Genomic DNA, 22462 nt, shown 5'->3' on the forward strand with positions numbered 1-22462 from the left:
GAGCAGTTATTTACCTGTTGGGAGCTGCCCAACAATATCAACTACCACAGCAAATGCTGGACTCTTTGGCGAGGAAGTTCCCTCAGATCCCGGTTGAGTAATAAGCACGCGCGAGCCCACTGGAATATCCTTGAGCAGCGCAAATGGCGAACCCGCCGTCACCGGAATAGCCTGCGGACCCGTGACTCCATAAGTGGTCTCACCTGTCGAGTTATCCCATAACGACATCGCATACTGCAAATACACAGTGGTTCCAGATTCCTTAACAGGTTCTCCTGAACCACGCGCGATCACAGTCATCTTTCGCTCGGTCGGTTGCGGTGCGCCGTCCTTGACCTTAACAGACACTGGCCCACCTAGATTACCTTGGATGTTGACCGGGAGCTGATCTAATGCAGTCTCAGGTTTGGCTTGCGGATCGCCTCCCTTGTCTTTGCCCAAAGCATCTTTAATCTCGACGTAGAACGCAATCACATCGTCCGCACCAATTCCAGCTGCCGCATTCCCACCTGAGGCTCCATAGCCCTTGTCTGGTGGAACCACCAAAATTACTTTTGACCCAACTTTTTGGCCAGCGAGACCCTCAGTCCAGCCTGCGATCACCTTTTCGAGCAAGAAACCGGTGGGAGCACCACGTTTGAATGAAGAGTCAAAGGCTTCTTCTTTGCCCCACACTTGCCCTACATAATTGGCAATCACGGTGTCAGTTTTTTCAACTGTCGCACCTTTACCTTCTTCGACCACTTGGATCTTGAGCTCCTTTGGAGCCCCGGTCTTTGGAAAGACCAGCTTGGTTTGCTCACCTTTTTGTTCAACCGTCGGCATCGTTCCATCCCATTCCTTTTGGGACGACGACGCCGAAGAACCACCAGACGCAGAGTCGCTATTTCCACAGGCTGCAAGACCAAACATCACAGCTGCAGCCGCAATACCCGCGATTAGTTGACGTTTCACGTACACTCCTACTCGATACTGAGACAAGGCATAAGGCAATGCCAAGCAATGCCGATGCCATAAGTAAAATTCCCCGATGCCTCACCGGGGAATTTTACAACTCAGTGGAACGACTCTCCACAAGCACAGGTGCCCTTAGCTGATGGATTATCAATTGTGAATCCCTGACGCTCAATGGAGTCAGCGAAATCGATAGTTGCACCGTCCAAGTATGGAACTGACATACGATCAACAATCACTTCAACACCATCAAACTCTGCAATGGCATCACCGTCTAGGAAACGCTCGTCAAAGTACAACTGGTACATCAAACCAGAGCAACCGCCTGGCTGCACCGCTACACGCAGCCGAAGATCATCGCGACCTTCCTGCTCAAGCAGTGACTTCACTTTTTGTGCAGCAACCTCGGTGAGCATAACACCGTGTGTTGCAGCCTCGAGCTTTTCGCTCATTATTTGACCTCCATCGCAGTCATTATCTGTCGTGTATACAGCCTAATCCGAATTCGCGCAGCTCTCCAACGCACAGCTACCAATTTTTCAACGAGCGAATCACAGTTGTTCTTATGCTCGTGATTTATCCTCATGTCGCGGTGAATTTTCACCAACCCCACGTGTGAGCAATTCGTCCAACAAGCATCTCGACGTCGTTAGGCTCAACCTTGGCAACAGCATCGAAACTACCAGATTTGATCCAATCCTCACCTGCTACTACCTCATAAGCTCCTGCAAGTCCAAAACGTGGCAAATCTCCTCGCCGCAGTCCGGCAGATTGCGCAATCAATACCAAGGGAACACCGTGTTCTTGAGCTTGTTCAGATACGAGAGTTAGCCCACGCGGAATCGATTCGCCGATAACGCCAGTGAGATATAACGCAATGTCACATCTGCCAAGTTCAGTGAAAAGATCAAACTCTCCGCCTGATCCCGAACGCAGTGCAAATTCGGAAATGGGCCATATTTGCGCGCCAAGCAGGTCAAATATCAACCCCAATCCCCCGCCAACTCCTGCGAATGGTTTATTATTAGCAATAGATTTCACATCAAATTGCCCGATATTTAGCCCGGAATTTGACAGCGGCGCTGCACTAGCTTGAGCAGTTTCAGCGCGGTAAGAGCTTTTCAATCCGTGTATCCAAGCCCCCGCATGACGTTCAAAGTCTTGACTCTGCGCACCTGCAACTGCACGATCCGCCCAGGCTTTAGCCATCCCCGAAATGCCCAATAAACCCTGCTCAGCACTATAGGTCACAATCAGGCGCACATTAGCGAGAGCTGCCCGCGCGTCGTCTATGGCCGCTGCCAGCTGCGGGGCGTCAACGTCGTCGTCAAATCTCAATTCACGATGCGAAAAGGCACCCAAAAAACCAAGCCCGAGGTCGCTCGCAACAGAAAAACGCGGCAGATGAATATGCAATTCATCGATACCTGCTCTGAGCGCTTCGCACACGGCGTCTGCTACAAAACGAGAGGATCCAGTAGGTAATTTCGAGCAGTCAGACCACGAACACGTGGCCGCGATATCGATAAGCCCGCGTCGCACCAGACGTTTTGTATCTCTCAACTCACGTTGCGCAATATACACATCAACCTGGTCAGAAAGACTGTGTGGCACGACGTTCCACGTATCTTCATAAAAATCAATGAGTCCCGTGGAGCGGTATCCGATGACCTCCCCTTCGCAGGATTTTAGGCATACGTGCTCGTCATCTGGGCGTACCTGAGCCCAGCCGCGCAGAAAAACATCCGAAACACGACTGGGCTCAAGACCGCTCATACCTGAGCTAACACTTAATACACGCACAAATTACTCACCAAGACGCGAAAGCATAAGCGACTCGGCAATAATCGCTTTCTTCCAATCTCCCAGATGGAGTGACTCATTCTCCGAATGTGCCCGCGTATCAGGATCTTCCACGCCGGTAACCAAAATTTCCGCTTCTGGGAAAACTTCAGCCAAATCCGAGATAAACGGAATTGATCCGCCGACGCCGATATCCACCGGTTCCACGTCCCATGCGGTGCGCAGTGCCCACTTCGCCAAATCAGTAGCGGCAGAAGCAGTTTTAGCTTGGAACGAAGGGCCTGCTTCGTTCAAATGCACGTCGATATGCGCATTAAATGGCACGTGACTTAACAGGTGCTTTTCAAGAGCCTCAGCTGCTTCGCGCGAATCTTGCCCAGGGGCAACGCGCATCGATAGCGTCATTTTTACCGATGGGATCAGCGTATTGGAAGCCACGTCCGTTGGGGTCACATCCATACCAATCACAGTGATGGTCGGTTTAGTCCACAAGCGTGAGGTGAGCGAACCTGTGCCAGCTAGCTCAATACCGTCAAGCAGACCCATATCCTTGCGCAAATCAGCCTCGGGGTAATCAACTGAGGTATCGTCGCGCTGTTCAAGCCCCTCTACCACGACCTCTCCGGCGTCGTTATGCAACGTTGAAATCAAACGCGCAGCGATCGTCACTGCATCGAGCGTTGGACCTGAGTACATTCCCGAATGCAGGGCGTGATCCAACACTGAAATATTCACATCGAGCTGGCACACTCCACGCAAGGAAGTGGTCAACGACGGCACACCAACCTTCCAGTTGTTGGAATCGGCTACCACGATCACGTCTGATTTCAGAGTCTCTTTATAGGTATTGAGGAAATCGACGAACGTTGGTGAACCTACTTCTTCTTCGCCTTCAATGAACAACGTGATTCCAACACCAGGATCAGCAGCTTCAATAGCCGCCAAATGGAGCAGCACACCGGCTTTATCGTCTGCTGCACCGCGCCCGTAAAGACGGCCATCGCGTTCTTGTGCCACAAAAGGCTCAGAATCCCACAATTCGCTCTTTCCTGGTGGCTGTACATCGTGGTGTGCATAAAGCAAGACAGTCGGCTTGCCCGGCTGCGCCGGACGCGTTGCTAAAATCGCAGGCCGGCCTACTAAACCACTCTCGGTCTCGATTTTGATGACTTGAGTTTCAAGCCCTAGAGCTCGTGCTTTATCGGCAATCCACTCAGCAGAGCGATCTAGTTCAGTTTGATCAAAAGACGACGCCGAGACCGACGGAATCGCCACCAGATCAACCAAATCTGCCTTGGTTTGGTCAAAAATACTATTCACACGCGAAACGATCGATTCAATATTCATAACCCAATCCTATCGCCCATTGCTGTGAAAGCAATGTGCGTGTGCGATTGCGTGCGTAAGATAATGCATTTTTCAGATAGACTTGTACAGGTTAAAAATATCTCTGCATGACAAGGACGAGTACACGTGTTTGGTTCGAAAAAAGATACTTCGGCTCACGATGCAACAGCTACCCAGCTACAAGACGGCCACGAGAGCACTCCAAAGGGCTACACTCCCAAGAAAGGCGTACCGACGCCTAAGCGCAAGGCAGTTGAAGCGGCTAACCGCCGCCCTATCGTAGCTGACCGCACAAAGCTGTCAAAGGAAGCTAAGAAAGCACAGCGTGCAGAAAATCGCCGTCGTTCGAACGAGCTTTACTACAAGCAACAGCAAGCAATGCGCACTGGCGACGAAAACAACATGCCAGTGCAGCACCGCGGCAAGCTGCGCAAATGGGCCCGAAATTACGTCGATGCTTCTGGTCCGATTTCTGGTTGGTTCATGCCTATCGCAATTGCTTTGATCCCACTGATGATTGTGCAGCTTCGTTTTCCGCAAATAGTTAATTTTGTGGCGATCGCATTGTATGTGGTGTTCTTCGCCATGCTTGTCCACGCGGTGATTATTGTGCGCCGCGCCAAGGTTCTTGCTGGTTATCGCTATGGATTTGACCAAGTTCCTCGTGGTTTTACGATGCAAATGCTCGGTCGTGCGTTTTACGTCCGCCGCTGGCGTCTACCTGCTGCTCAAGTTAAGCGCGGCGAATTCCCACCGGGATCGAGCAAAGAAGATCTCAAGGCGGCAAAGCAAGCTGCTAAGGCTGCATAACAATTGGGAAGCTCTAGGAGGCATAAGAATCACTGGCGATGCCTCCTCAAAATACCTCAGGATTTGAATCACGCAATATTAAAGGAATACAGATGACTGAAATTAAGCTACATAAAGCCGCAGGAATTGATACCGCCGAAATCACCACTGCAGGTGTTATCGTCGGTTTTTCTAAGAACGACGACGCCGTTAAACTCGCGTCGTCGCTGACCTCACCGGAGTTTGTTACTGAGTGCGAAAACGCGCTAAAAACACTACGTGCCAGCGATACGACAGCATCAGTAACCACATTAACCGTCCCCTCGCAGCGTGACCTCTTGGTGTTTGCTGTGGGACTCGGTACCGATCCAGACCTCGATGATCTTCGCCAGATCGCCGGTGCAGGCGTTCGCGCTGGCGCTGGACTTGACGGCGTCACAGTGGCTCTTCCCCATTCGACTAACGCCGAACTTGAAGCAATCGCAGAAGGCGCCCTCCTCGGTGCCTACGATTTCACTCGTTATCGCAAAGATGCCGATCAGCCGGTAAAAATGATCAACATCCATTCCACACTTTCGGATGTGGAAAGCATCATTGAGCGCTCTTCCATCATCGCGCAAAACGTTAACGCAGTGCGTGATTTGGTCAATACCCCAGCTAATGACCTCAATACCGAATCCTTCGCACAGTACGCTCTCACTGAAGCTCAAGCTGCTGGCTGCAGCGTGCATGTGTACGATTTGGCACAGCTTTACAAGGAAAATCTCGCTGGTCTTATTGCCGTTGGAAAAGGTTCTGCTAACGAGCCTAAACTCGTGCGAATCGAATGGAATCCTGGCAACGCACATGGATTTACCGCTCTAGTTGGCAAGGGAATCATGTTTGACACCGGCGGATACTCTTTGAAGCCATCGACTGCTATCACAGAAATGAAAACAGATATGGGCGGCGCCGCAACTATTTTGCACGCCGTCATCACTGCCGCTCGCCTTGAGCTTCCCACTAAAGTCGTGGGCTGGATGTGTTTGGCAGAGAATATGATTTCTGGAACTGCAACGCGACCAGACGACGTCATCACCTACCGCAATGGAATTTCAGTTGAGATCAACAATACGGACGCTGAAGGCCGTCTTGTGCTCGCTGATGGACTGATCATGGCCACTGATGAGCAACCAGATGCGGTTATTGATGTTGCTACTTTGACCGGTGCGCAAATGGTTGCACTGGGCGAACGCTACACCGGAATCATGGGTACCGATGCGACTCGCGAAGAAGTCCTCGCCGCTGCACAAAACGCTGGTGAGTTGGCATGGGGAATGCCACTTCCCGAGCATCTGAAGTCGAGCCTGAAATCCGATATCGCCGATATGAAGAACACTGGCTCACGTTACGGCGGCATGCTCACAGCAGGGCTTTTCTTGCAGCGATTCGTTGCCGACACGCCGTGGGCACATATCGATATCGCTGGTCCATCGTTCAACCGCGAGGGTGCGTACGGATACACGCCAAAAGGTGCAACTGGCACGATGATGCGCACACTGGTGAACTACCTCGAAGAAAAGGCGCTTGAGAACTGACACTTGGAAACTGACGTTGAGCCACAAAGCGCAGCAGTGCTGCTTAAGCCATGGATGAAACATGCGCGCACAACGGCGCTAAGAACATCACGGCAAAAGGAAATCGACAGCGCAAATTAACTGGAATTAAGTAGTTAAGTTTCGCAGAAAAGTCCGGGACGATCTGTTCGCACTAACGACGGGTCGAACCCGGATTTTTCTTATTCCATTCGCGCATCTGAGGCGGATAACCGCGTTCGGCAACGTCGTACAGCGCAATGTCCAGTTTTTGCGTGATTTTTCTGGCCGACGACGCATCGGTCACTTTTCGCCTGGTCCACTCTCCGTCAGCTGCCACCAGTACGAGCGCAGCACTTTCGCGCGGCGTCGCTTGCTCGAAATAAGCTTCTACGGACTTTCTAGTGGCCACAAAATCAGCAAAGTACTCTTGAGCACTGTGAATCTGGGAACGCGTTGGTGCTGCACCAAGATCTACTGCAGCCGATTTTGATCGAGTCCAGCGAGAAAACAGTCCCATATAAAAATCCTTTTCAGTGTGCTCAGATTCAGTGCGCTTCGATTGTATTTTTGTTCATTTTAGACACACAAATGCGATAAATCACATTTAGCTTTTCTTCTAAATAGGCGAAAAACCGAAAAGTAGTTAGCTTTCTTACCTTTCTGATAGGCGATTTAGGGCGCAAAATCCTTCTAAAAGTGGTTGAATTAGGACGAAGGTACTTGTTGATCCAATCACGGATCCGATACTCGAGGGAGAGGTACGTGGCAGACACGAAAGAATACGATGTAGTGATCCTCGGCGCTGGGTCGGGTGGCTATGCAGCAGCAATGCGCGCAGGTCAGCTCGGTTTGAGTGTTGCTCTGGTCGAAGGAGACAAGGTAGGAGGAACCTGTCTCCATCGTGGATGTATTCCAACTAAAGCACTGCTACACGCAGCTGAGGTTGCCGATGAAATGCGCGAGGGTGCAAGCATTGGCGTGAAAGGCACATTCGACGGCATCGACATGGAAGCCCTCAATAGCTACAAAGCAGGAGTTATTGAAGGTCTTTATAAAGGACTCACCGGTCTCATAGGCTCACGTGGCATCGAGACCATCCAAGGTTGGGGTCGCCTCGTTGCTCAAGATACTGTTGAAGTAAACGGCCAGCTCCTCAAAGGCAAGAACATCATTTTAGCCTCAGGATCGTACTCCAAGACCATCGGCCAAAAGATCACGAATCGGGTCATCACCTCTGAACAAGCTCTTGAGATGAAGACCGTGCCAAATTCGGTCATCGTGCTCGGTGGAGGCGTGATTGGCGTGGAGTTCGCTTCCGTTTGGGCATCTTATGGCGCTGAAGTGACCATTATTGAAGGTCTTGATCACCTCGTCCCAAATGAAGACGAAGCTATCTCCAAGCACCTTGAGCGCGCATTCCGCAAGCGCAAGATCGCCTTTAAGACCAAGACGATGTTTGACCGCGTTGAAGAAGATGAGAACGGCGTACACGTCTTTACCCAAGATGGAAAGCAGTACGACGCCGAATACTTGCTTATCGCTATTGGCCGCGGTCCATCCACGGCAAACCTTGGATACGAAGAACAAGGTATTACCCTCGATCGCGGTTTCGTTATCACAAACGAGCGCCTGCACACCGGCGTCGGAAATATCTACGCAGTTGGCGACATCGTACCGGGCGTACAGCTCGCACATCGTGGATTCTTGCAAGGAATCTTCGTAGCTGAAGAGATTGCTGGACTCAATCCAAAGGTCATCGACGAGAACAATATTCCTAAGGTCACGTTCTGCAATCCGGAAATTGCTTCCGTTGGTCTGTCACAGAAGAAAGCCGAAGAAAAATACGGTAAAGAGAACGTCGAGACCGTTGAATTCAACTTGGCTGGCAACGGAAAGTCGCAAATGCTCAAGACCTCCGGTTTCGTCAAGCTTATCCGCGAGAAGAACGGCCCAATCGTTGGTTTCAGCGCTATCGGCGCCCGCATGGGTGAACAGGTCGGAGAAGGCCAGCTCATGGTAACGTGGGAAGCGTTCCCAGAGGACTTCGAAGGCATGATCCATGCTCACCCAACTCAGAACGAATCCGTTGGAGAAGCAATTCTGGCTCTTGCCGGCAAGCCACTTCACACCCACAACTGAGAATAGAAATTAGGGAGAAATCAGTATCATGTCTGAACCCATTAAAATGCCCGCTTTGGGCGAATCCGTAACCGAAGGAACCGTCACTACGTGGCTCAAAGAAGTTGGCGACACCGTTGAAGCTGACGAACCTATTCTCGAAGTTTCTACCGACAAGGTAGACACCGAAGTCCCAGCCCCAGCTGCTGGCGTACTTGAGAAAATCATCGTCAATGAAGATGAGACGGTCGACGTAGGCACCGTTCTTGGCTACATCGGCGATGGCTCTGGCACAGCCGATTCGAACGATTCTGGCGCTAATGAAGAAGCGAAGCCAAGCGAAGAGTCCGCACAAGACTCGGATAAGGGCAATGACGAGCCTGCTGCGAAGCCAGAGAGCAATTCGGGCAATTCTGCAGATGCCGTTGAAGTTAAGATGCCAGCACTTGGCGAGTCCGTCACTGAAGGAACCGTTACTACCTGGCTCAAAGAAGTTGGCGATACCGTTGAAGAAGACGAGCCGATCCTCGAAGTTTCCACCGATAAGGTAGACACCGAAGTTCCAGCTCCTGCTGCCGGCGTGATTACCAAGATCATCGTTAATGAAGATGAGACGGTTGAAGTTGGCACGGTATTGGCGATCATCGGCGGAGAATCTGAGGATTCCGCTCCAGCTGAAGAAGCTCCAAAAGCTGCTGAGGCCCCAGCCGAATCCAGCTCAGAAGAGAATTCCGAGCCAAAGGCTGAACCAGCAGCTCAGGCATCGCCTGCAAGCGCTCCAGCAGTCAGCGCTGCTCAAGAAGCTCCAGCCGACACCGTTTCGTCCGAATCGGCATACGTCACGCCAATCGTTCGCAAGCTCGCGAAAGAACTCGACGTCGACCTGAACTCGGTCAAGGGTACCGGCGTGGGCGGACGCGTGCGTCGTCAGGATATTGAAGCTGCTGCTGAAACTGCGAAGGCTGCTGCAAATGCAGCTGCTCCAGTTGCTTCAGCTCCTGCAGCAGCCAGCGCTCCTGCAACTGCAGCTACTGGATCTGTCAAGGCTCAGGTTGCACAGAAGGCCGCTCAAGCATCGAGCAAGCGTGGCACGCGCCAGAAGATGAGCGGTTTGCGCAAGACGATTGCCAAGCGCATGATTGAATCGCTCGAAACATCAGCGCAGCTCACCACGGTGATGGAAGTTGATGTGACTCGCATCGTGGCACTGCGTGCAAAGGCAAAGGATGCTTTCACTGCTCGTGAAGGCGTCAAGCTCACTTACCTGCCGTTCTTCATTAAGGCAGCAACAGAAGCTCTCAAGGCTCACCCAATCATCAATAGCTCAGTAGAAGGTAGCGAAATCGTCTACCACAATGTTGAGCACGTTGGTATTGCGGTTGATACCGAAAAGGGACTCTTCGTACCGGTTATTAAGAATGCAGGCGATCTCAACATTGCTGGTATTTCGAAGGCCGTGGGCGATCTCGCTGCACGTACTCGTGATGGAAAGATTGGCGCCGATGAGATGGCAGGCTCGACCTTCACCATCACCAACACCGGCTCAATTGGAGCTATCTTCGACACTCCGATTATCAACCAGCCTAACGTTGCTATTATGGGTACAGGCGCGATCTTCAAGGCACCTGGCGTTGTCAAGGATCAGGACGGCAATGAAGTCATTGCAATCCGTTCTAAGTGCTACCTCTCCATCTCGTACGATCACCGTATTGTGGACGGTGCAGATGCATCGCGCTTCTTGCGTGACGTGAAGGATCGCCTCGAAGAGGGCGATTTCGGAGCAGAGATCGGACTCTGATCTAGCTAATCTCTCGCGGGCTTGGTGTTGCAAGGTTCTCCTTTCAACACCAAGCCCGTTTTATTCGCTATAGTGAGATAGTTTGACGAATAACAGAGTAAGGACATTGTGAAACGAAAAATAGACCTTGGTTCTAAGCTGGGTGGTTATCGCGATCTTCCCCGCCTAACGAGCGCGTTGTATTTGCTTATTTCTTTCATTGGACGCCTTCCAACGTCCATGAATGTGATAGGCGTGCTAACTCTTGTCACAGTGACTACCGGTTCAGTAGCCAGCGGAGCGGTTGTATCCGCCGCACAAGCCATCGCGACTGGAATTGGAAATCCAATCATCGGCCGCCTGACCGATAAATACGGTCAACGCCGTCCTTTGCTCTACATTGCACCTGTAAGTGTTATCTCACTGCTTTCATTTGTGACGGCGGCTATTTATGGAGCTCCCCTATGGACTCTCGCCCTGCTCTGTGCGCTTATCGGCTTAACCACTTCTCCAATCGGCGCGCTTGCCCGTATTCGCTGGTATGAGTTATCAAAGACCCCTCCTCAGTTAGCAGCTGCTTTATCATGGGAATCCACGATAGACGAGATGTCATTCGTACTAGGGCCCGCAGCAGTAGGCCTACTAGCTGCACTCATTCATCCTGCTATACCACTCATCGTTACCGCGTGCATCGTCGTCACCTGCGTTGTGCCATTCGCGCTATCGAAGTACAGCGTGGGCGCATCGAGCACTGATGAGATAGCTAACTCGCCCAAAATGGCTTTCGTGATGCGGCGCGTGGCCGTATCACTCGGCGCGATGGCGACACTAGGCATGTTCTTTGGAGCCATGCAAACCTCGGTGACCGGATACGCAAATGCTGTAGGGCAACCCGGAAAGGGCGGCATTATTTACGCCGCTCTCGGCCTTGGTTCGGCGATCACTGCGCTCGGCGCCGTCGTCATTCCAGAAAGAATTTCCCAAGCAAAGCGCATTATTATTGCTGGAATTGCCATTGCGCTAGGCGCATTCCTCTGTTCCTTCGCAACGTCTGACTGGAGTCTCGCCACGCTGATGTTTATCAACGGACTCGCTATTGGTCCAGCTTCGGTGGCAATTTTCACCCTCGCTGGCAGACTTGCTCCCCCGGGTGGCGGCGCTGTTGCAGTAACTGCATTAGGATCGATGAATGTGATTGGAGTATCGCTCTCTTCAACTTTGGCTGGTACCTTGCTCGAGATTTATCTGCCGTATGGGTTCTATGTCGCTACAGGTTCGGCACTTCTGATGACCTTCGTGACCCTGTTGATGGCACGAGCGGAAATCCGCAGCTGATCTGCATGGACCCTCTATTTGGCGGCATTATTCAAATCAATTAGAATTTGAACACAAGAACTTTAGTGAAGGAAGATCCATGACCAAACGCGAAGACAACACAGCAAAGCCTAAAAAAGTCAAGAAAAAGCGCTGGTATTCATACCTAGCAGACGCTTATAAAGTTTCGGCCAAGACTTTTTCATGGACTCCTTATGCCGTATTTGGATCATTGATCGGCATTATTGCAATTTCAGTGTTTGTGGGAGTTTTGACTGATCGCTTAATTATGTGGTCGATTATCGGAATCCTCCTAGGCGCTACTGTGGCACTTCTCGTGCTCACACAACTCGTTAAGAAAGCTTCCTATATGCAGATCGACGGCGTTCCAGGTGCCGTTGCTGCTGTGCTTGATCAGGTCAAGCGTGGTTGGACTGTGTCGAGTGAACCAGTGCGATTCAATCCTCGCACTCAAGATATGGTCTTTCGCGCAATCGGCCGTCCCGGCGTCGTCCTTATTTCAGAAGGCCCAAGCCACCGCGTGCAGAAACTACTTTCCGAAGAACGCCAGTGGATCAAGCGAGTAGCTCCTGGCGCTCCTGTCCACGTTATTAAGGCTGGCAATGAGGAAGGTCAGGTTTCCTTAGAGAAATTGCAAGGTGCGATGCGTCGTCTTCCTAAAGCAATTAGTAACCAAGAGATTTCTGCGCTAGCTGTACGTCTCGATGCAGTAAAGCCTTCCGCTTTGCCAATTCCGAAAGGCATTGATCCTACGAAAGTTCGCGCTAACCGCCGCGCCATGCGCGGTTAAGCGCAAAGGGGTTTAAAAGTCACGCGCACGCTATCTATGATGCGAATCATACTTTTACCCACTTTTACAGGCTTCTTTCTTACATAATGAGATGTGGCGGGTCGATATTCAAAATTGACCCGCCACATTAGCATTTTCTGCCCGTTGTTTCCTAGACTTATTCGCATGGCCACTTATTGTGGTTTTTATGTGGATCTCTCGATCCCTTTCAGTGAGGAGTAAACGTGTTTTCTAGCGTTGAAGAAGCAATCAAATTCATTTCGGATGAGAAGATTGAATTTGTTGATATTCGGTTCTGCGACCTTCCTGGCGTCATGCAGCATTTCACTGTCCCAATTGATGCATTCAGCGAGGATAATCTCACCGACGGACTCATGTTCGACGGTTCGTCGATCCGCGGATTTACCCAAATTCACGAGTCTGATATGAAGCTCATCCCGGATCTGGGCACAGCTTTTATTGATCCATTCCGCGAGCACAAAACGCTGGTTATGAATTTCTCCGTCATTGATCCTTTTACTGGCGAAACATACCGCCGCGATCCTCGAAATATCGCACGTCGCGCTGAGGAATATTTGCGCTCGACAGGAATTGCCGACACCGCATACATAGGTGCCGAAGCTGAGTTCTATATTTTCGATGATATTCGTTTCGGGGACGAGCCACGCGGATCCTTCTACCGCCTCGATTCAAAAGAGGCATGGTGGAATACCGGTCGTGAGGAAGACGGCGGAAACTTGGGTTACAAGACCCGCATCAAGGGAGGCTATTTCCCAGTTTCTCCAAATGATCAGATGGCCGATCTGCGCGATGAAATGACGGCGGTGTGCCAGCAGGTTGGTTTGCGCATTGAACGCGCACATCACGAAGTCGGCACCGGCGGCCAGCAAGAAATCAACTACACTTTTGACACCTTGCTCGCAGCAGCAGACGACATGATGAAATTCAAGTACGTTATCAAGAACGTTGCTTTCCAAAACGGCAAGACGGCAACGTTCATGCCTAAGCCACTCTTTGGAGATAACGGCTCTGGCATGCACTGCCACCTTTCTCTATGGAAAGACGGCGAACCACTCTTCTACGACGAGAAAGGCTACGGCGGGCTATCCGATATGGCGCGCTGGTTTGTGGGCGGTTTGCTTCACCACGCACCGTCGCTCTTGGCGTTCACCAACCCATCGATCAACTCGTTCCACCGTCTCGTTCCTGGTTTCGAAGCTCCAGTAAACCTGGTTTACTCCGCTCGTAACCGTTCGGCATGTATCCGAATTCCAGTGACTGGTAGCTCCCCTAAGGCAAAGCGCGTTGAATACCGCGTGCCCGATCCATCGGCCAACCCATACTTGGCATTTGCCGCACAGATCATGGCTGGTCTTGACGGAATTAAGAACCGCATTGAACCAGCCGATCCAATCGACAAGGATCTTTACGAGTTGCCACCTGAGGAGCATGCACAGATCGCTCAGCTTCCTGAGTCACTTGAGGATGCCCTGCGTGCACTTGAGGCAGATCACGATTACCTCACTGAGGGAGACGTGTTCACCGAAGATTTGATCGAGACCTGGATCGCTTACAAGCGCGAAAAAGAGATTGATCCACTTCGCCAGCGCCCTCACCCATATGAGTTCGCGCTCTACTACGATCTGTAAAACAACTTTATACAATTGCTCATTGGGGTGGGGCGTTTGCGCAAAAGCCGCGCAAGCGCCCCACCTCGCTATATCTGCATTCTATATTTTGAGACGAGATTCAACACACAGCAATTCAACTTTACATATCTATGCATAGGTGCGTATATTATTTAGTACGATCACAAACAACTTAGGAGTTATCATGCGTCGGAAACCATTTGCAGTCCTGTGTGTATCCATTGCACTCGCATTGTCCGCTTGCGGATCAGCGGATTCCAAAGCCGGTTCCGGCGAATCCCGAAGTGACGTTACCGCTACAGATTTAAGCAAAATCGAAAAAGTAGACGAAATTGCCGCAATGGTACCTGAGGCAGTCAAGAAAGATGGCACTCTCACCGTTGGCAACAACATCTACTACGCACCTGCGGAATTCTATGCAGCTGATGGCAAAACAGCCCAGGGCTACGATATTGACCTCACCAATGCCCTGGCCAAAGTGCTCGGACTCAAAGCAGATATTCAGCAAGCCGAATTCGCCGCTATCATTCCAGCAATTGGATCTAAATATGAAGCGGGAATCGCGAATTTCTCAATCAACCCAGAGCGTATCGCCACAGTAAATATGATCGAATACTTCAAGGTCGGTTCTTCGTGGTCCACCGCCAAGGGAAATCCGAAGAAATTTGACCCCAAGAGCCCTTGTGGAGCGATTGTTGGCGTACAAACCGGCACTGTGCAAGACGAGGATATCGACAAGCTCAACGCAACCTGCCCAGCCGATAAGAAGATCCAAATCCAGCGTTACAACGAACAATCCGCTGTAACAACAGCCCTCGCTGGCGGAAAGCTCGTGGCAATGTACACCGATTCCTCAGTTGCTGAGTACGCAGCCAAGATCACCGACGGCGCAACCGCAGTCGCAGGCGAGCCGGAGAACGTAGCTGGCGTGGGCATCGTCGTCGGCAAACAAGATGCAGAACTGACCAAAGCTCTCCAAGCGGCGCTACAATATCTCATTGACAAAGGACACCTCAAGTCAATTTTCAAGACCTGGGGCATCTCTGAGGGCGTAGTACAAAAAGCTGAGCTAAACCCTGCAAACTGAGTAGATTCAGGAATTTCAAATGAATAAAGTCACCGATAAGCCTGAAGTTATCAGCGCAATACCGGTGCGACACTATGGCCGCTGGATCTCAGCGGTCATAGTTGCCGTTATTGCTGCTCTTATCCTCAACACACTGATCACTAACCCCAAATACGAATGGAACGTAGTTTTCGCTGCCCTATTCAAACCTGAAATATTCAGAGCCATTGGCTGGACTTTGCTCCTCACGGTAGGCTCAATGGCATTGGGAATCATCATGGCAGTGACCATGGCGATCATGCGCCGCTCCGAAAATCCCGTGCTGCGCTGGGTCGCCACCGTCTACATTTGGTTTTTCCGCGGCACTCCGATCTACACACAGCTCATTTTCTGGGGTCTTATCGGTGTGCTCTACGAACAGATATCTATTGGTATCCCGTTCACCGATATAACCTTCTTCAGTTTCAAGCCCTACGAAGTGTTTAGCTCGATGGACACCACAATGTTCGTCTGCGCATTGCTCGGACTCGGCCTCAACGAAGGTGCTTACTTGTCTGAGATCGTGCGCTCTGGACTCAACTCCGTTGATCGCGGCCAAGAAGAAGCTGCCAAGGCACTGGGCATGTCTAATTCCCAAATCCTTCGGCGCATTGTGCTTCCCCAAGCTATGCGTGTGATCGTCCCTCCCACCGGAAACGAGACGATTTCCATGCTCAAGACGACGTCTCTCGTCACCGCCGTCCCGTTCACACTCGAACTCACCTACGTGACGAACGCCATCGGGCAATCGAGCTTCAAGCCGATCCCCTACCTCCTTGTCTCGGCAATCTGGTACCTAGTTATCACGTCAATATTGATGGTAGGCCAGCATTATCTCGAGCAATACTTCGGGCGCGGTAGCCAAAGTACCTCAGCTTCCACGCAATCGCGCCGGGCGAAGAAAAAGCAACGCTCATCGCGGCAGCAGGCAATAAACGCCGCTGCCACCACCACCGACGATCCTTTTATCGAGTACACCCCTTAGGAAGAAATCATGGCAAATCAATTTAGCGCCACACAGAATATGGTTTCAGTGCAAAATGTGCACAAGTTCTTTTCAGATTTGCACGTTCTCAAGGGTGTATCCTTTGAAGTTCCCGCTGGTAGCGTATGCACGATTCTCGGCCCTTCCGGCTCTGGAAAATCCACCATTTTGCGCTGCATCAATCAGCTTGAATCGATTCAAGCTGGACGTATTTTTGTAGACGGAGAGCTCATGGGCTACGCCGAGAAAAATGGAGTGCTCCACGAGCTCGACCACAAACAGATTGCCAAGCAACGGGCGAGCATCGGAATGGTATTCCAGCGCTTCAATCTCTTCCCACACATGACGGCTTTGGAAAATGTGATGGAAGCACCGGTACACGTGCTCAAGGAGAGCAAAGACAAGGCTAGAGCCACCGCCCTCGAACTGCTAGATCAGGTGGGTTTGAGCGATCGCGTCAACTACTACCCCTCTGAGCTCTCTGGCGGTCAGCAACAGCGCGTCGCCATCGCCCGCGCACTGGCGATGAAACCCGATTTGATGCTCTTTGATGAGCCAACCTCGGCGCTCGATCCAGAACTTGTAGGCGAAGTTCTGAGCGTCATGAAAGATTTGGCACAGCGCGGCATGACGATGATCGTGGTGACTCACGAAATTGGCTTCGCCAAAGAAGTCTCTGACCAGGTAATTCTGATGGACGAGGGCTATATCGTAGAGGCCGGTACACCAACCCAGCTTTTCGATAATCCCCAAAACCCACGTACCAAGGACTTCCTGTCCAAGGTTCTGTGAAGTTTAGTCACAATGACCACAATTTGCGTTGAGGATGGGCGACGTCGGTATGCTTCCGACCTCGCCTATCTCACGTTTTAGCACGACGCCGGAGTGCGAGCTCAATCCTCCCCGTAGAAGACCCGCTCACACACTTTTCGCGCCTGCCGCGCCGCACGCAAATAGTCCTCTGCCACATCGTGGCGTTTGTCGAGCGGATAGCCCAAAAGCGCGGCTATGATGCCAAGTTCGGTGCTTTCATGAGGGACGACGTCGATTTTGGCACCTTGCGTACGGCCAGTTCCGAGCACGTTGAGGTCACGCAACTGCGAAGCAAGTTCCCATGCGCAGATGAGCTTTCGAGCGTCGTCGTGCTCCAAAAGCTGCTGCGACGCAGCCTCTTTCAAGACGCTGATCGTGTCTGTGCTGTGCAACTGCGGGAATTGGTGTGCATGGTTGAGTTGTAGCAGCTGGGCACACCACTCCACATCAGAAAGTCCCCCACGGCCGAGTTTCACCTGGCGAGTAGGATCGACGCCGCGCGGCATACGTTCGCGTTCCATACGCGCCTTGAGCATGCGAATTTCTCGCAATTGTGCGGCGTCGAGACCATCTTCTGGATACCGCAAAGGATCAATCATGGCGAAGAACTTTTGCGCCAACTCATGAGATCCCACGCAGTAGCGTGCCCGCAAAAGCGCCTGCTTCTCCCAGGTATCGACCCAGCGGTCATAATAGGCTTGGCAACTAGAAATGCTGCGCGAGAGCGGCCCATTTTTCCCCTCCGGCCGCAGATCAGCATCGACTGGAAGTACTGGTTCTTGAGCCGTGAAATTGAGAAGTGCAATGAGGTTTCGCGCCAAAGAATTGGCAAAGACATCAGCAGTTTCTTGTTCCACGCCAGGCAAGGCTTCGTGAATAAATATCACATCGGCGTCTGAAGCGTAGCTTAGTTCCTGGCCGCCAAAACGCCCCATCGCTATCACGGTAAAAACAATTGGCACATCGGTACCTAGCTCGTCCGTCGTCTTGATGATTGCTCCTCGCAATGCGGCATCAATAGCAATATCTGCCGTGCAGGAAATGGCTCGCCGAGTCGTATCTCCATCCGCAAGACCCAATGCCTGTGCCATCGCGATTCTCAACAACTCTTTTCGACGCAGGTAGCGACCAGCAAGCGTCACATCTTGTGGACTCTCTCTGCGCGAGAGCAAAGATTCTAGCTCTCGTTCAAGCTCCGAAAAACTTCGCGCTACCAGTTGGGACTCGCCATCCAACCAAGTGATTGACTCCGGAAGCGAAGGCAAAGCTTGGGTGATATAACGCGAAGAAGCCAAGAGACGCGCTAGACGTTCTGCACACAGCGCTGAGTCACGCAAAGTACGCATATACCACGAGGTAGAACCCATTTGTTCAGAAATTATCCGAAATGAGCGCAGACCTTGGTCAGGTTCGGCTCCCTCAGCAAACCAGCCGATCATCACAGGTAACAATTGGCGCTGGATCATCACCGTACGCGAAATTCCGCTCGTTAGTGCCCGAATATGATTGAGCGCCCCAACTGGATCGCGGTAGCCAATAGCAGCAAGTCGCGCCTGAGCAGCTTGAGAATCGAGAGAAATATCCTCCGCCGAAAGCTTCGCCACTTGCGGCAGAAGCGGCCGATAGTAAATTTCTAAATGCAATTCCCGCACGCGGCGCTGGACTTTGTGAAAATAGTGCTTGAGATCTTCGGCAGTGGCAAGCTCATAGCCATGCAAAGACCGAGCGATCCGGCGCAACTCACTTTCAGAACTTGGCACCACGTGGCTGCGCTTGAATCTTTGCAACTGAATCCGGTGCTCAAGAGCGCGCAAGAACTTATAGGAATTAGACAGTTCCTGTGCAGATTTGCGCGAAACATAGCCGCCCTCGCTCAAGGCACATAACGCATCAAGAGTTGGGCGAACTCGCAAAGTTTCATCGGGTCTGCCGTGCACGAGCTGTAGTAATTGCACAGTGAATTCCACATCACGCAATCCACCCCGACCTAACTTCAGTTCGTTCTCGGCATCTTTTTTAGGCACTAAATCCTCAACACGTCGGCGCATCGCCCGTGAGTCTTCCACAAAATTTGGGCGCTCAGATGCCTGCCACACCATTGGTTCTAAGGCAGCGATATAGCTCTCGCCCAGTTCCCTATCCCCTGCGATTGGCCGGGCTTTGAGCAATGCCTGAAATTCCCAATCTTGAGCCCAACGTTTGTAGTAAGCAATATGAGAATCGAGAGTGCGTACCAGCGGCCCGTCTTTACCTTCGGGTCGAAGATTTGGATCAATCTCCCATAGCGCAGGCTCACGAGTTGGCTTCGATACGAGTTTTTGCAAGAAATTTGCAATCTGTGTGGCAATATCGAGCATGCTGGCATCGTCCAATTCCGCAACGATTGCCCGCGCCACGTAGATGACGTCCACATCAGAAATATAGTTCACTTCGCGAGCGCCGGTTTTCCCCATAGCAATCACGGTGAAACCGATGTCTTGCGCGCGTGAAATATGCGCTCGCGCTACTGCGAGACCAGCCTCGAACACTCCACCGATCACATCGGAGATACACTTCGCTACCTGCGGCATCGTCGTGCCAGCATGTGGTTCAGTGAGATCAACTGCCGCCAACTGAATCATTCGATACCAGTAGTGCGCACGCACAGCGGATATGGCCTCCTCGCACGAAAGCGTGGATACGGCATCGCCCCTGTGATTGGCTACCCCATGCACAGCTGCAAGTGCCGCTTCTTGCTCTGCTTCCAGAGACGTTTCTAAAGGGTGCGAACCGATCTTATAATCTTGCACGATGTGGACGTTCACTGGGTGTGCAATAAGGTAGTCACCCAAAGCACTCGACATCCCCAAGACTGCAAAAAGACGGCGGCACGCAGCTTCTTCTTCGCACGTTACGTACAAGGCATCCATAGCTTCTTTGCCATGAATCCGCGCCGACTCAAGCAGACGCAGATATGCCAACAGAGCAAGGTCTGGATCAGCGGTTTCGCCTGCACGCTGAATCAACCACGACTGATCCACATCGCTCAAAATGGGATCGGCCAAAAGGCGCTGAGCTTTATCGGTATCCATAAAGCCAGCGCGAATAAGCTGAGCATGCTGAGATTCAATACGGTTCATCACCGATCTCCATCACTACTATGCTTAGAGTCCTGGAAGAAAACTCGCTCGCTCAAAAGGAGTGACTTGCCGCCGATACTTTTCCCATTCCTTGCGCTTGTTTCGCAAGAAATAGTCGAAAGCGTCCTCCCCGAGCGTCCAGGCCACAAGTTCGGAAAGTTCCATTTCGCGCAAAGCGTCGGAGAGCGACGTCGGCAATTCCTCAATCCCCAAGGCTCGCCGCTCGCGTGCGGAAAGCACCGAGACGTCGGTGTCTACTGCTTCTGGTATTTCGTAGTCGTTTTCGATTCCAGCCAGTCCTGCATTGAGGATCACTGCGAATGCGAGGTACGGATTGACTGCCGAATCCAAGGCGCGATATTCGATGCGAGCAGATTTGGGTTTATCGACACGCAGCGTCGGGATTCGAATCAGTGCCGATTGGTTATTCTTTCCCCACGCAATATGCGCCGGGGCTTCGAAACCTTCCCAGAGTCGCTTATAAGAGTTCACGTGCTGGTTGGTAATCGCTGTGATCTCGCGAGCGTGATGCAAGAGCCCTGCAATGAACTTCCGAGCCGTCTTGGAGAGTTGGAATTCACCTGTTGGATCAAAGAAGGCGTTTCGTTCCCCTTCAAAAAGTGAAAAATGCGTGTGCATGCCATTTCCAGGTTGCTCAATCAGCGGCTTTGGCATGAACGAGGCTTGTACATGCTGTTGCAAGGCAATCTGATCGATGACCACACGGAACGTCATGATGTCATCGGCCATTGTGAGAGCATCTGCCACGCGCAGATCGATTTCGTTTTGCCCAGGGCCTGCTTCGTGATGAGAAAACTCCACTGAGATGCCGAGGTCTTCAAGCGTTTTTACCGCATCGGAACGGAAGTGGCGAGCCAGAGAACGCGAGACGTTGTCAAAATATGAGCCGTTGTCGATAGGTTTGGGCTCAACATTAGGATCAGTTTCCGGGTGCATGAGATAAAACTCAATTTCCGGATGCACGTGGAACGTGAAACCGAGCTCAGCGGCTCGAGCGAGGGCGCGTTTGAGAACTGCACGCGGGTCAGAACGTGCAGGTTCGCCGTCGGGAGTATAGATATCGCAGAACATACGCCCGACTACTTCGCCGTCGTCGTACCACGGCAAAATTTGGAACGTGGACGCATCGGGACGCATCACCATATCGGCCTCGTGCACGCGCGTTAAACCCTGCACAGCCGAGCCGTCAAAACCAATTCCCTCAACGAAAGCGTTTTCTAGCTCCGCTGGCGCAATCGCTACCGATTTCAAGGTGCCTGAGACGTCGGTAAACCACAGTCGGATAAACCGAACTTCTCGTTCCTCGATAACGCGCAAAACGTGTTCTTGTTGGCGATCCATGTGCCCTCCTCGTGTTTCTTATATCTATTGTGCCTGAGCAAGGCGAACTTTGGGGAACTAACGAGTAGAATATATACAAACTGTATTCGTACACCTTGGAGGAAATAATGATTAAGCGAGTGCGCGCTCACCATCTGCAACAGTTCAAGAAGGAGCGTACACCCATCACGATGCTCACAGCCTACGACGCCGTTACCGCACGTATTTTCGACGCCGCAGGTACCGATATGCTTCTTGTGGGAGATAGTTACGGCAATACTATGCTGGGCTACGATTCGACTATTCCGGTGAGCCTCGATGAAATGCTGGTTGCCACTCGCGCCGTTGCTCGGGCAGTATCACGTACGTTTGTAGTTGCCGATCTGCCTTTTGGTTCCTACGAGGAGAGCACTTCCCAAGCAGTTCAGTCTGCGATTAAGTTGATTAAGGCAGGAGCTGCTGCGGTAAAACTTGAGGGCGGCGAACGGCGAGCTGACGCGATTCGCGCTATCACTGATGCCGGTATTCCAGTAGTTGGGCACGTGGGCTTCACGCCGCAAGCTGAAAACAGTCTGGGTGGGCCGCGTGTTCAGGGTCGTGGCAGTGCTGCTGAGCAGGTCAAGGCAGATGCGCTCGCTGTCCAAGACGCCGGTGCGATTGCGGTAGTGCTCGAAATGGTGCCCGCACCAGTTGCCAAAGACATCACTGCCGAACTGGAGATTCCAACGATCGGAATTGGCGCCGGTGTTGATTGTGATGGTCAAGTGCTTGTGTGGACTGATATGGCCGGTATGAGCGATTGGCAACCAAAGTTCGTCAAAGTTTTTGGCGAGATTGGAAGTGCGCTCACCGATGCGGTGCTCACTTATAACGAAGCTGTGCGTTCGCGTACGTTCCCTGAAGAAAAGCACACATTCCTCGAATAGCGCCGATTGCAGTCAAAGCCATTCTCAGAACCCG

General features: G+C 51.8%; 18 protein-coding genes. 11 read left to right on the plus strand and 7 right to left on the minus strand.

Features of this window, described 5'->3' with window-relative positions; genetic code table 11:
* Nucleotides 1-6: 6 nt before the first annotated feature.
* The 4 genes from JOD55_RS06845 to JOD55_RS06860 all read right to left on the minus strand — a co-directional run bounded on the left by JOD55_RS06845 (nucleotide 7) and on the right by JOD55_RS06860 (nucleotide 4104).
* Entirely contained in the window at nucleotides 7-954 is a 948-nt protein-coding gene (locus tag JOD55_RS06845) for an FKBP-type peptidyl-prolyl cis-trans isomerase (RefSeq protein ID WP_204399291.1), read from the minus strand.
* Nucleotides 955-1055: 101 nt separating this feature from the next.
* The gene (erpA, locus tag JOD55_RS06850) at nucleotides 1056-1406 is read right to left on the minus strand and encodes an iron-sulfur cluster insertion protein ErpA (protein WP_204399292.1); all 351 of its coding nucleotides are present in this window, start codon (nucleotides 1404-1406) and stop codon (nucleotides 1056-1058) included.
* A gap of 148 nt (nucleotides 1407-1554) precedes the next feature.
* The gene (locus JOD55_RS06855; RefSeq protein ID WP_204399293.1) at nucleotides 1555-2730 is read right to left on the minus strand and encodes a hypothetical protein; all 1176 of its coding nucleotides are present in this window, start codon (nucleotides 2728-2730) and stop codon (nucleotides 1555-1557) included.
* A gap of 30 nt (nucleotides 2731-2760) precedes the next feature.
* Nucleotides 2761-4104 (minus strand): dipeptidase, encoded by a 1344-nt coding sequence (locus JOD55_RS06860; protein ID WP_204399294.1) that lies wholly within the window; start codon nucleotides 4102-4104, stop codon nucleotides 2761-2763.
* A 126-nt stretch (nucleotides 4105-4230) separates the two neighbouring features.
* Here JOD55_RS06860 and JOD55_RS06865 point away from each other — a divergent pair, with 126 nt between their 5' ends.
* Both JOD55_RS06865 and JOD55_RS06870 read left to right on the plus strand, forming a co-directional pair.
* Entirely contained in the window at nucleotides 4231-4914 is a 684-nt protein-coding gene (locus tag JOD55_RS06865; RefSeq protein ID WP_204399295.1) for a DUF3043 domain-containing protein, read from the plus strand.
* Between the two features lie 92 nt (nucleotides 4915-5006).
* The gene (locus JOD55_RS06870) at nucleotides 5007-6470 is read left to right on the plus strand and encodes a leucyl aminopeptidase (protein ID WP_204399296.1); all 1464 of its coding nucleotides are present in this window, start codon (nucleotides 5007-5009) and stop codon (nucleotides 6468-6470) included.
* A gap of 172 nt (nucleotides 6471-6642) precedes the next feature.
* Here JOD55_RS06870 and JOD55_RS06875 read toward each other — a convergent pair whose 3' ends face one another.
* Complete coding sequence (locus tag JOD55_RS06875; RefSeq protein ID WP_204399297.1) at nucleotides 6643-6987, minus strand: oxidoreductase; 345 nt, start codon at nucleotides 6985-6987, stop codon at nucleotides 6643-6645.
* 245 nt (nucleotides 6988-7232) lie between these two features.
* On the opposite strand from JOD55_RS06875, the gene lpdA reads away from it, so the two are divergent.
* The 8 genes from lpdA (at nucleotide 7233) to JOD55_RS06915 (ending at nucleotide 17021) form a co-directional block, all read left to right on the plus strand.
* Nucleotides 7233-8609, plus strand: coding sequence for a dihydrolipoyl dehydrogenase (gene lpdA, locus JOD55_RS06880; protein WP_204399298.1), 1377 nt, complete (start codon nucleotides 7233-7235; stop codon nucleotides 8607-8609).
* Between the two features lie 28 nt (nucleotides 8610-8637).
* Entirely contained in the window at nucleotides 8638-10386 is a 1749-nt protein-coding gene (gene sucB / locus JOD55_RS06885) for a 2-oxoglutarate dehydrogenase, E2 component, dihydrolipoamide succinyltransferase (protein WP_204399299.1), read from the plus strand.
* Between the two features lie 108 nt (nucleotides 10387-10494).
* A complete protein-coding gene (locus JOD55_RS06890) occupies nucleotides 10495-11700 on the plus strand; it encodes an MFS transporter (RefSeq protein WP_204399300.1) in 1206 nt (401 codons plus the stop codon).
* Nucleotides 11701-11779: 79 nt separating this feature from the next.
* Nucleotides 11780-12490, plus strand: a complete 711-nt coding sequence (locus tag JOD55_RS06895) for a DUF4191 domain-containing protein (RefSeq protein ID WP_204399301.1) — start codon at nucleotides 11780-11782, stop codon at nucleotides 12488-12490.
* Nucleotides 12491-12714: 224 nt separating this feature from the next.
* Entirely contained in the window at nucleotides 12715-14139 is a 1425-nt protein-coding gene (gene glnA / locus JOD55_RS06900) for a type I glutamate--ammonia ligase (RefSeq protein ID WP_204399302.1), read from the plus strand.
* A 184-nt stretch (nucleotides 14140-14323) separates the two neighbouring features.
* A complete protein-coding gene (locus JOD55_RS06905) occupies nucleotides 14324-15226 on the plus strand; it encodes an ABC transporter substrate-binding protein (protein ID WP_204399303.1) in 903 nt (300 codons plus the stop codon).
* Nucleotides 15227-15245: 19 nt separating this feature from the next.
* Nucleotides 15246-16229: an amino acid ABC transporter permease gene (locus JOD55_RS06910; RefSeq protein ID WP_204399304.1), complete on the plus strand. Its 984-nt coding sequence runs from the start codon at nucleotides 15246-15248 to the stop codon at nucleotides 16227-16229.
* 9 nt (nucleotides 16230-16238) lie between these two features.
* On the plus strand, nucleotides 16239-17021 hold the full coding sequence (locus tag JOD55_RS06915; RefSeq protein ID WP_275587025.1) for an amino acid ABC transporter ATP-binding protein: 783 nt from the start codon (nucleotides 16239-16241) through the stop codon (nucleotides 17019-17021).
* Between the two features lie 101 nt (nucleotides 17022-17122).
* Here the strand turns inward: JOD55_RS06915 and JOD55_RS06920 are convergent, their stop codons facing one another.
* A complete protein-coding gene (locus JOD55_RS06920; RefSeq protein WP_204399305.1) occupies nucleotides 17123-20161 on the minus strand; it encodes a bifunctional [glutamine synthetase] adenylyltransferase/[glutamine synthetase]-adenylyl-L-tyrosine phosphorylase in 3039 nt (1012 codons plus the stop codon).
* A 24-nt stretch (nucleotides 20162-20185) separates the two neighbouring features.
* The gene (glnA, locus tag JOD55_RS06925; RefSeq protein WP_204399306.1) at nucleotides 20186-21523 is read right to left on the minus strand and encodes a type I glutamate--ammonia ligase; all 1338 of its coding nucleotides are present in this window, start codon (nucleotides 21521-21523) and stop codon (nucleotides 20186-20188) included.
* A gap of 107 nt (nucleotides 21524-21630) precedes the next feature.
* Between glnA (JOD55_RS06925) and panB the strand changes: the two genes are divergently transcribed.
* The gene (panB, locus tag JOD55_RS06930; protein WP_204399307.1) at nucleotides 21631-22428 is read left to right on the plus strand and encodes a 3-methyl-2-oxobutanoate hydroxymethyltransferase; all 798 of its coding nucleotides are present in this window, start codon (nucleotides 21631-21633) and stop codon (nucleotides 22426-22428) included.
* Nucleotides 22429-22462: the final 34 nt, after the last annotated feature.

The sequence above is a fragment of the Arcanobacterium pluranimalium genome (assembly GCF_016907845.1).
GTDB classification, from domain to species: Bacteria; Actinomycetota; Actinomycetes; order Actinomycetales; family Actinomycetaceae; genus Arcanobacterium_A; species Arcanobacterium_A pluranimalium.

Excerpts from the sequence above, each read along its gene's own strand:
- JOD55_RS06905 (WP_204399303.1), top strand. The coding sequence starts at position 14,324 with ATGCGTCGGAAACCATTTGCAGTCCTGTGTGTATCCATTGCACTCGCA.
- JOD55_RS06910 (WP_204399304.1), top strand. The coding sequence starts at position 15,246 with ATGAATAAAGTCACCGATAAGCCTGAAGTTATCAGCGCAATACCGGTG.
- JOD55_RS06855 (WP_204399293.1), bottom strand. The coding sequence starts at position 2,730 with ATGAGCGGTCTTGAGCCCAGTCGTGTTTCGGATGTTTTTCTGCGCGGC.
- JOD55_RS06860 (WP_204399294.1), bottom strand. The coding sequence starts at position 4,104 with ATGAATATTGAATCGATCGTTTCGCGTGTGAATAGTATTTTTGACCAA.
- sucB (WP_204399299.1), top strand. The coding sequence starts at position 8,638 with ATGTCTGAACCCATTAAAATGCCCGCTTTGGGCGAATCCGTAACCGAA.
- JOD55_RS06875 (WP_204399297.1), bottom strand. The coding sequence starts at position 6,987 with ATGGGACTGTTTTCTCGCTGGACTCGATCAAAATCGGCTGCAGTAGAT.
- JOD55_RS06920 (WP_204399305.1), bottom strand. The coding sequence starts at position 20,161 with ATGAACCGTATTGAATCTCAGCATGCTCAGCTTATTCGCGCTGGCTTT.
- erpA (WP_204399292.1), bottom strand. The coding sequence starts at position 1,406 with ATGAGCGAAAAGCTCGAGGCTGCAACACACGGTGTTATGCTCACCGAG.
- glnA (WP_204399306.1), bottom strand. The coding sequence starts at position 21,523 with ATGGATCGCCAACAAGAACACGTTTTGCGCGTTATCGAGGAACGAGAA.
- JOD55_RS06870 (WP_204399296.1), top strand. The coding sequence starts at position 5,007 with ATGACTGAAATTAAGCTACATAAAGCCGCAGGAATTGATACCGCCGAA.
- JOD55_RS06895 (WP_204399301.1), top strand. The coding sequence starts at position 11,780 with ATGACCAAACGCGAAGACAACACAGCAAAGCCTAAAAAAGTCAAGAAA.
- panB (WP_204399307.1), top strand. The coding sequence starts at position 21,631 with ATGATTAAGCGAGTGCGCGCTCACCATCTGCAACAGTTCAAGAAGGAG.
- JOD55_RS06915 (WP_275587025.1), top strand. The coding sequence starts at position 16,239 with ATGGCAAATCAATTTAGCGCCACACAGAATATGGTTTCAGTGCAAAAT.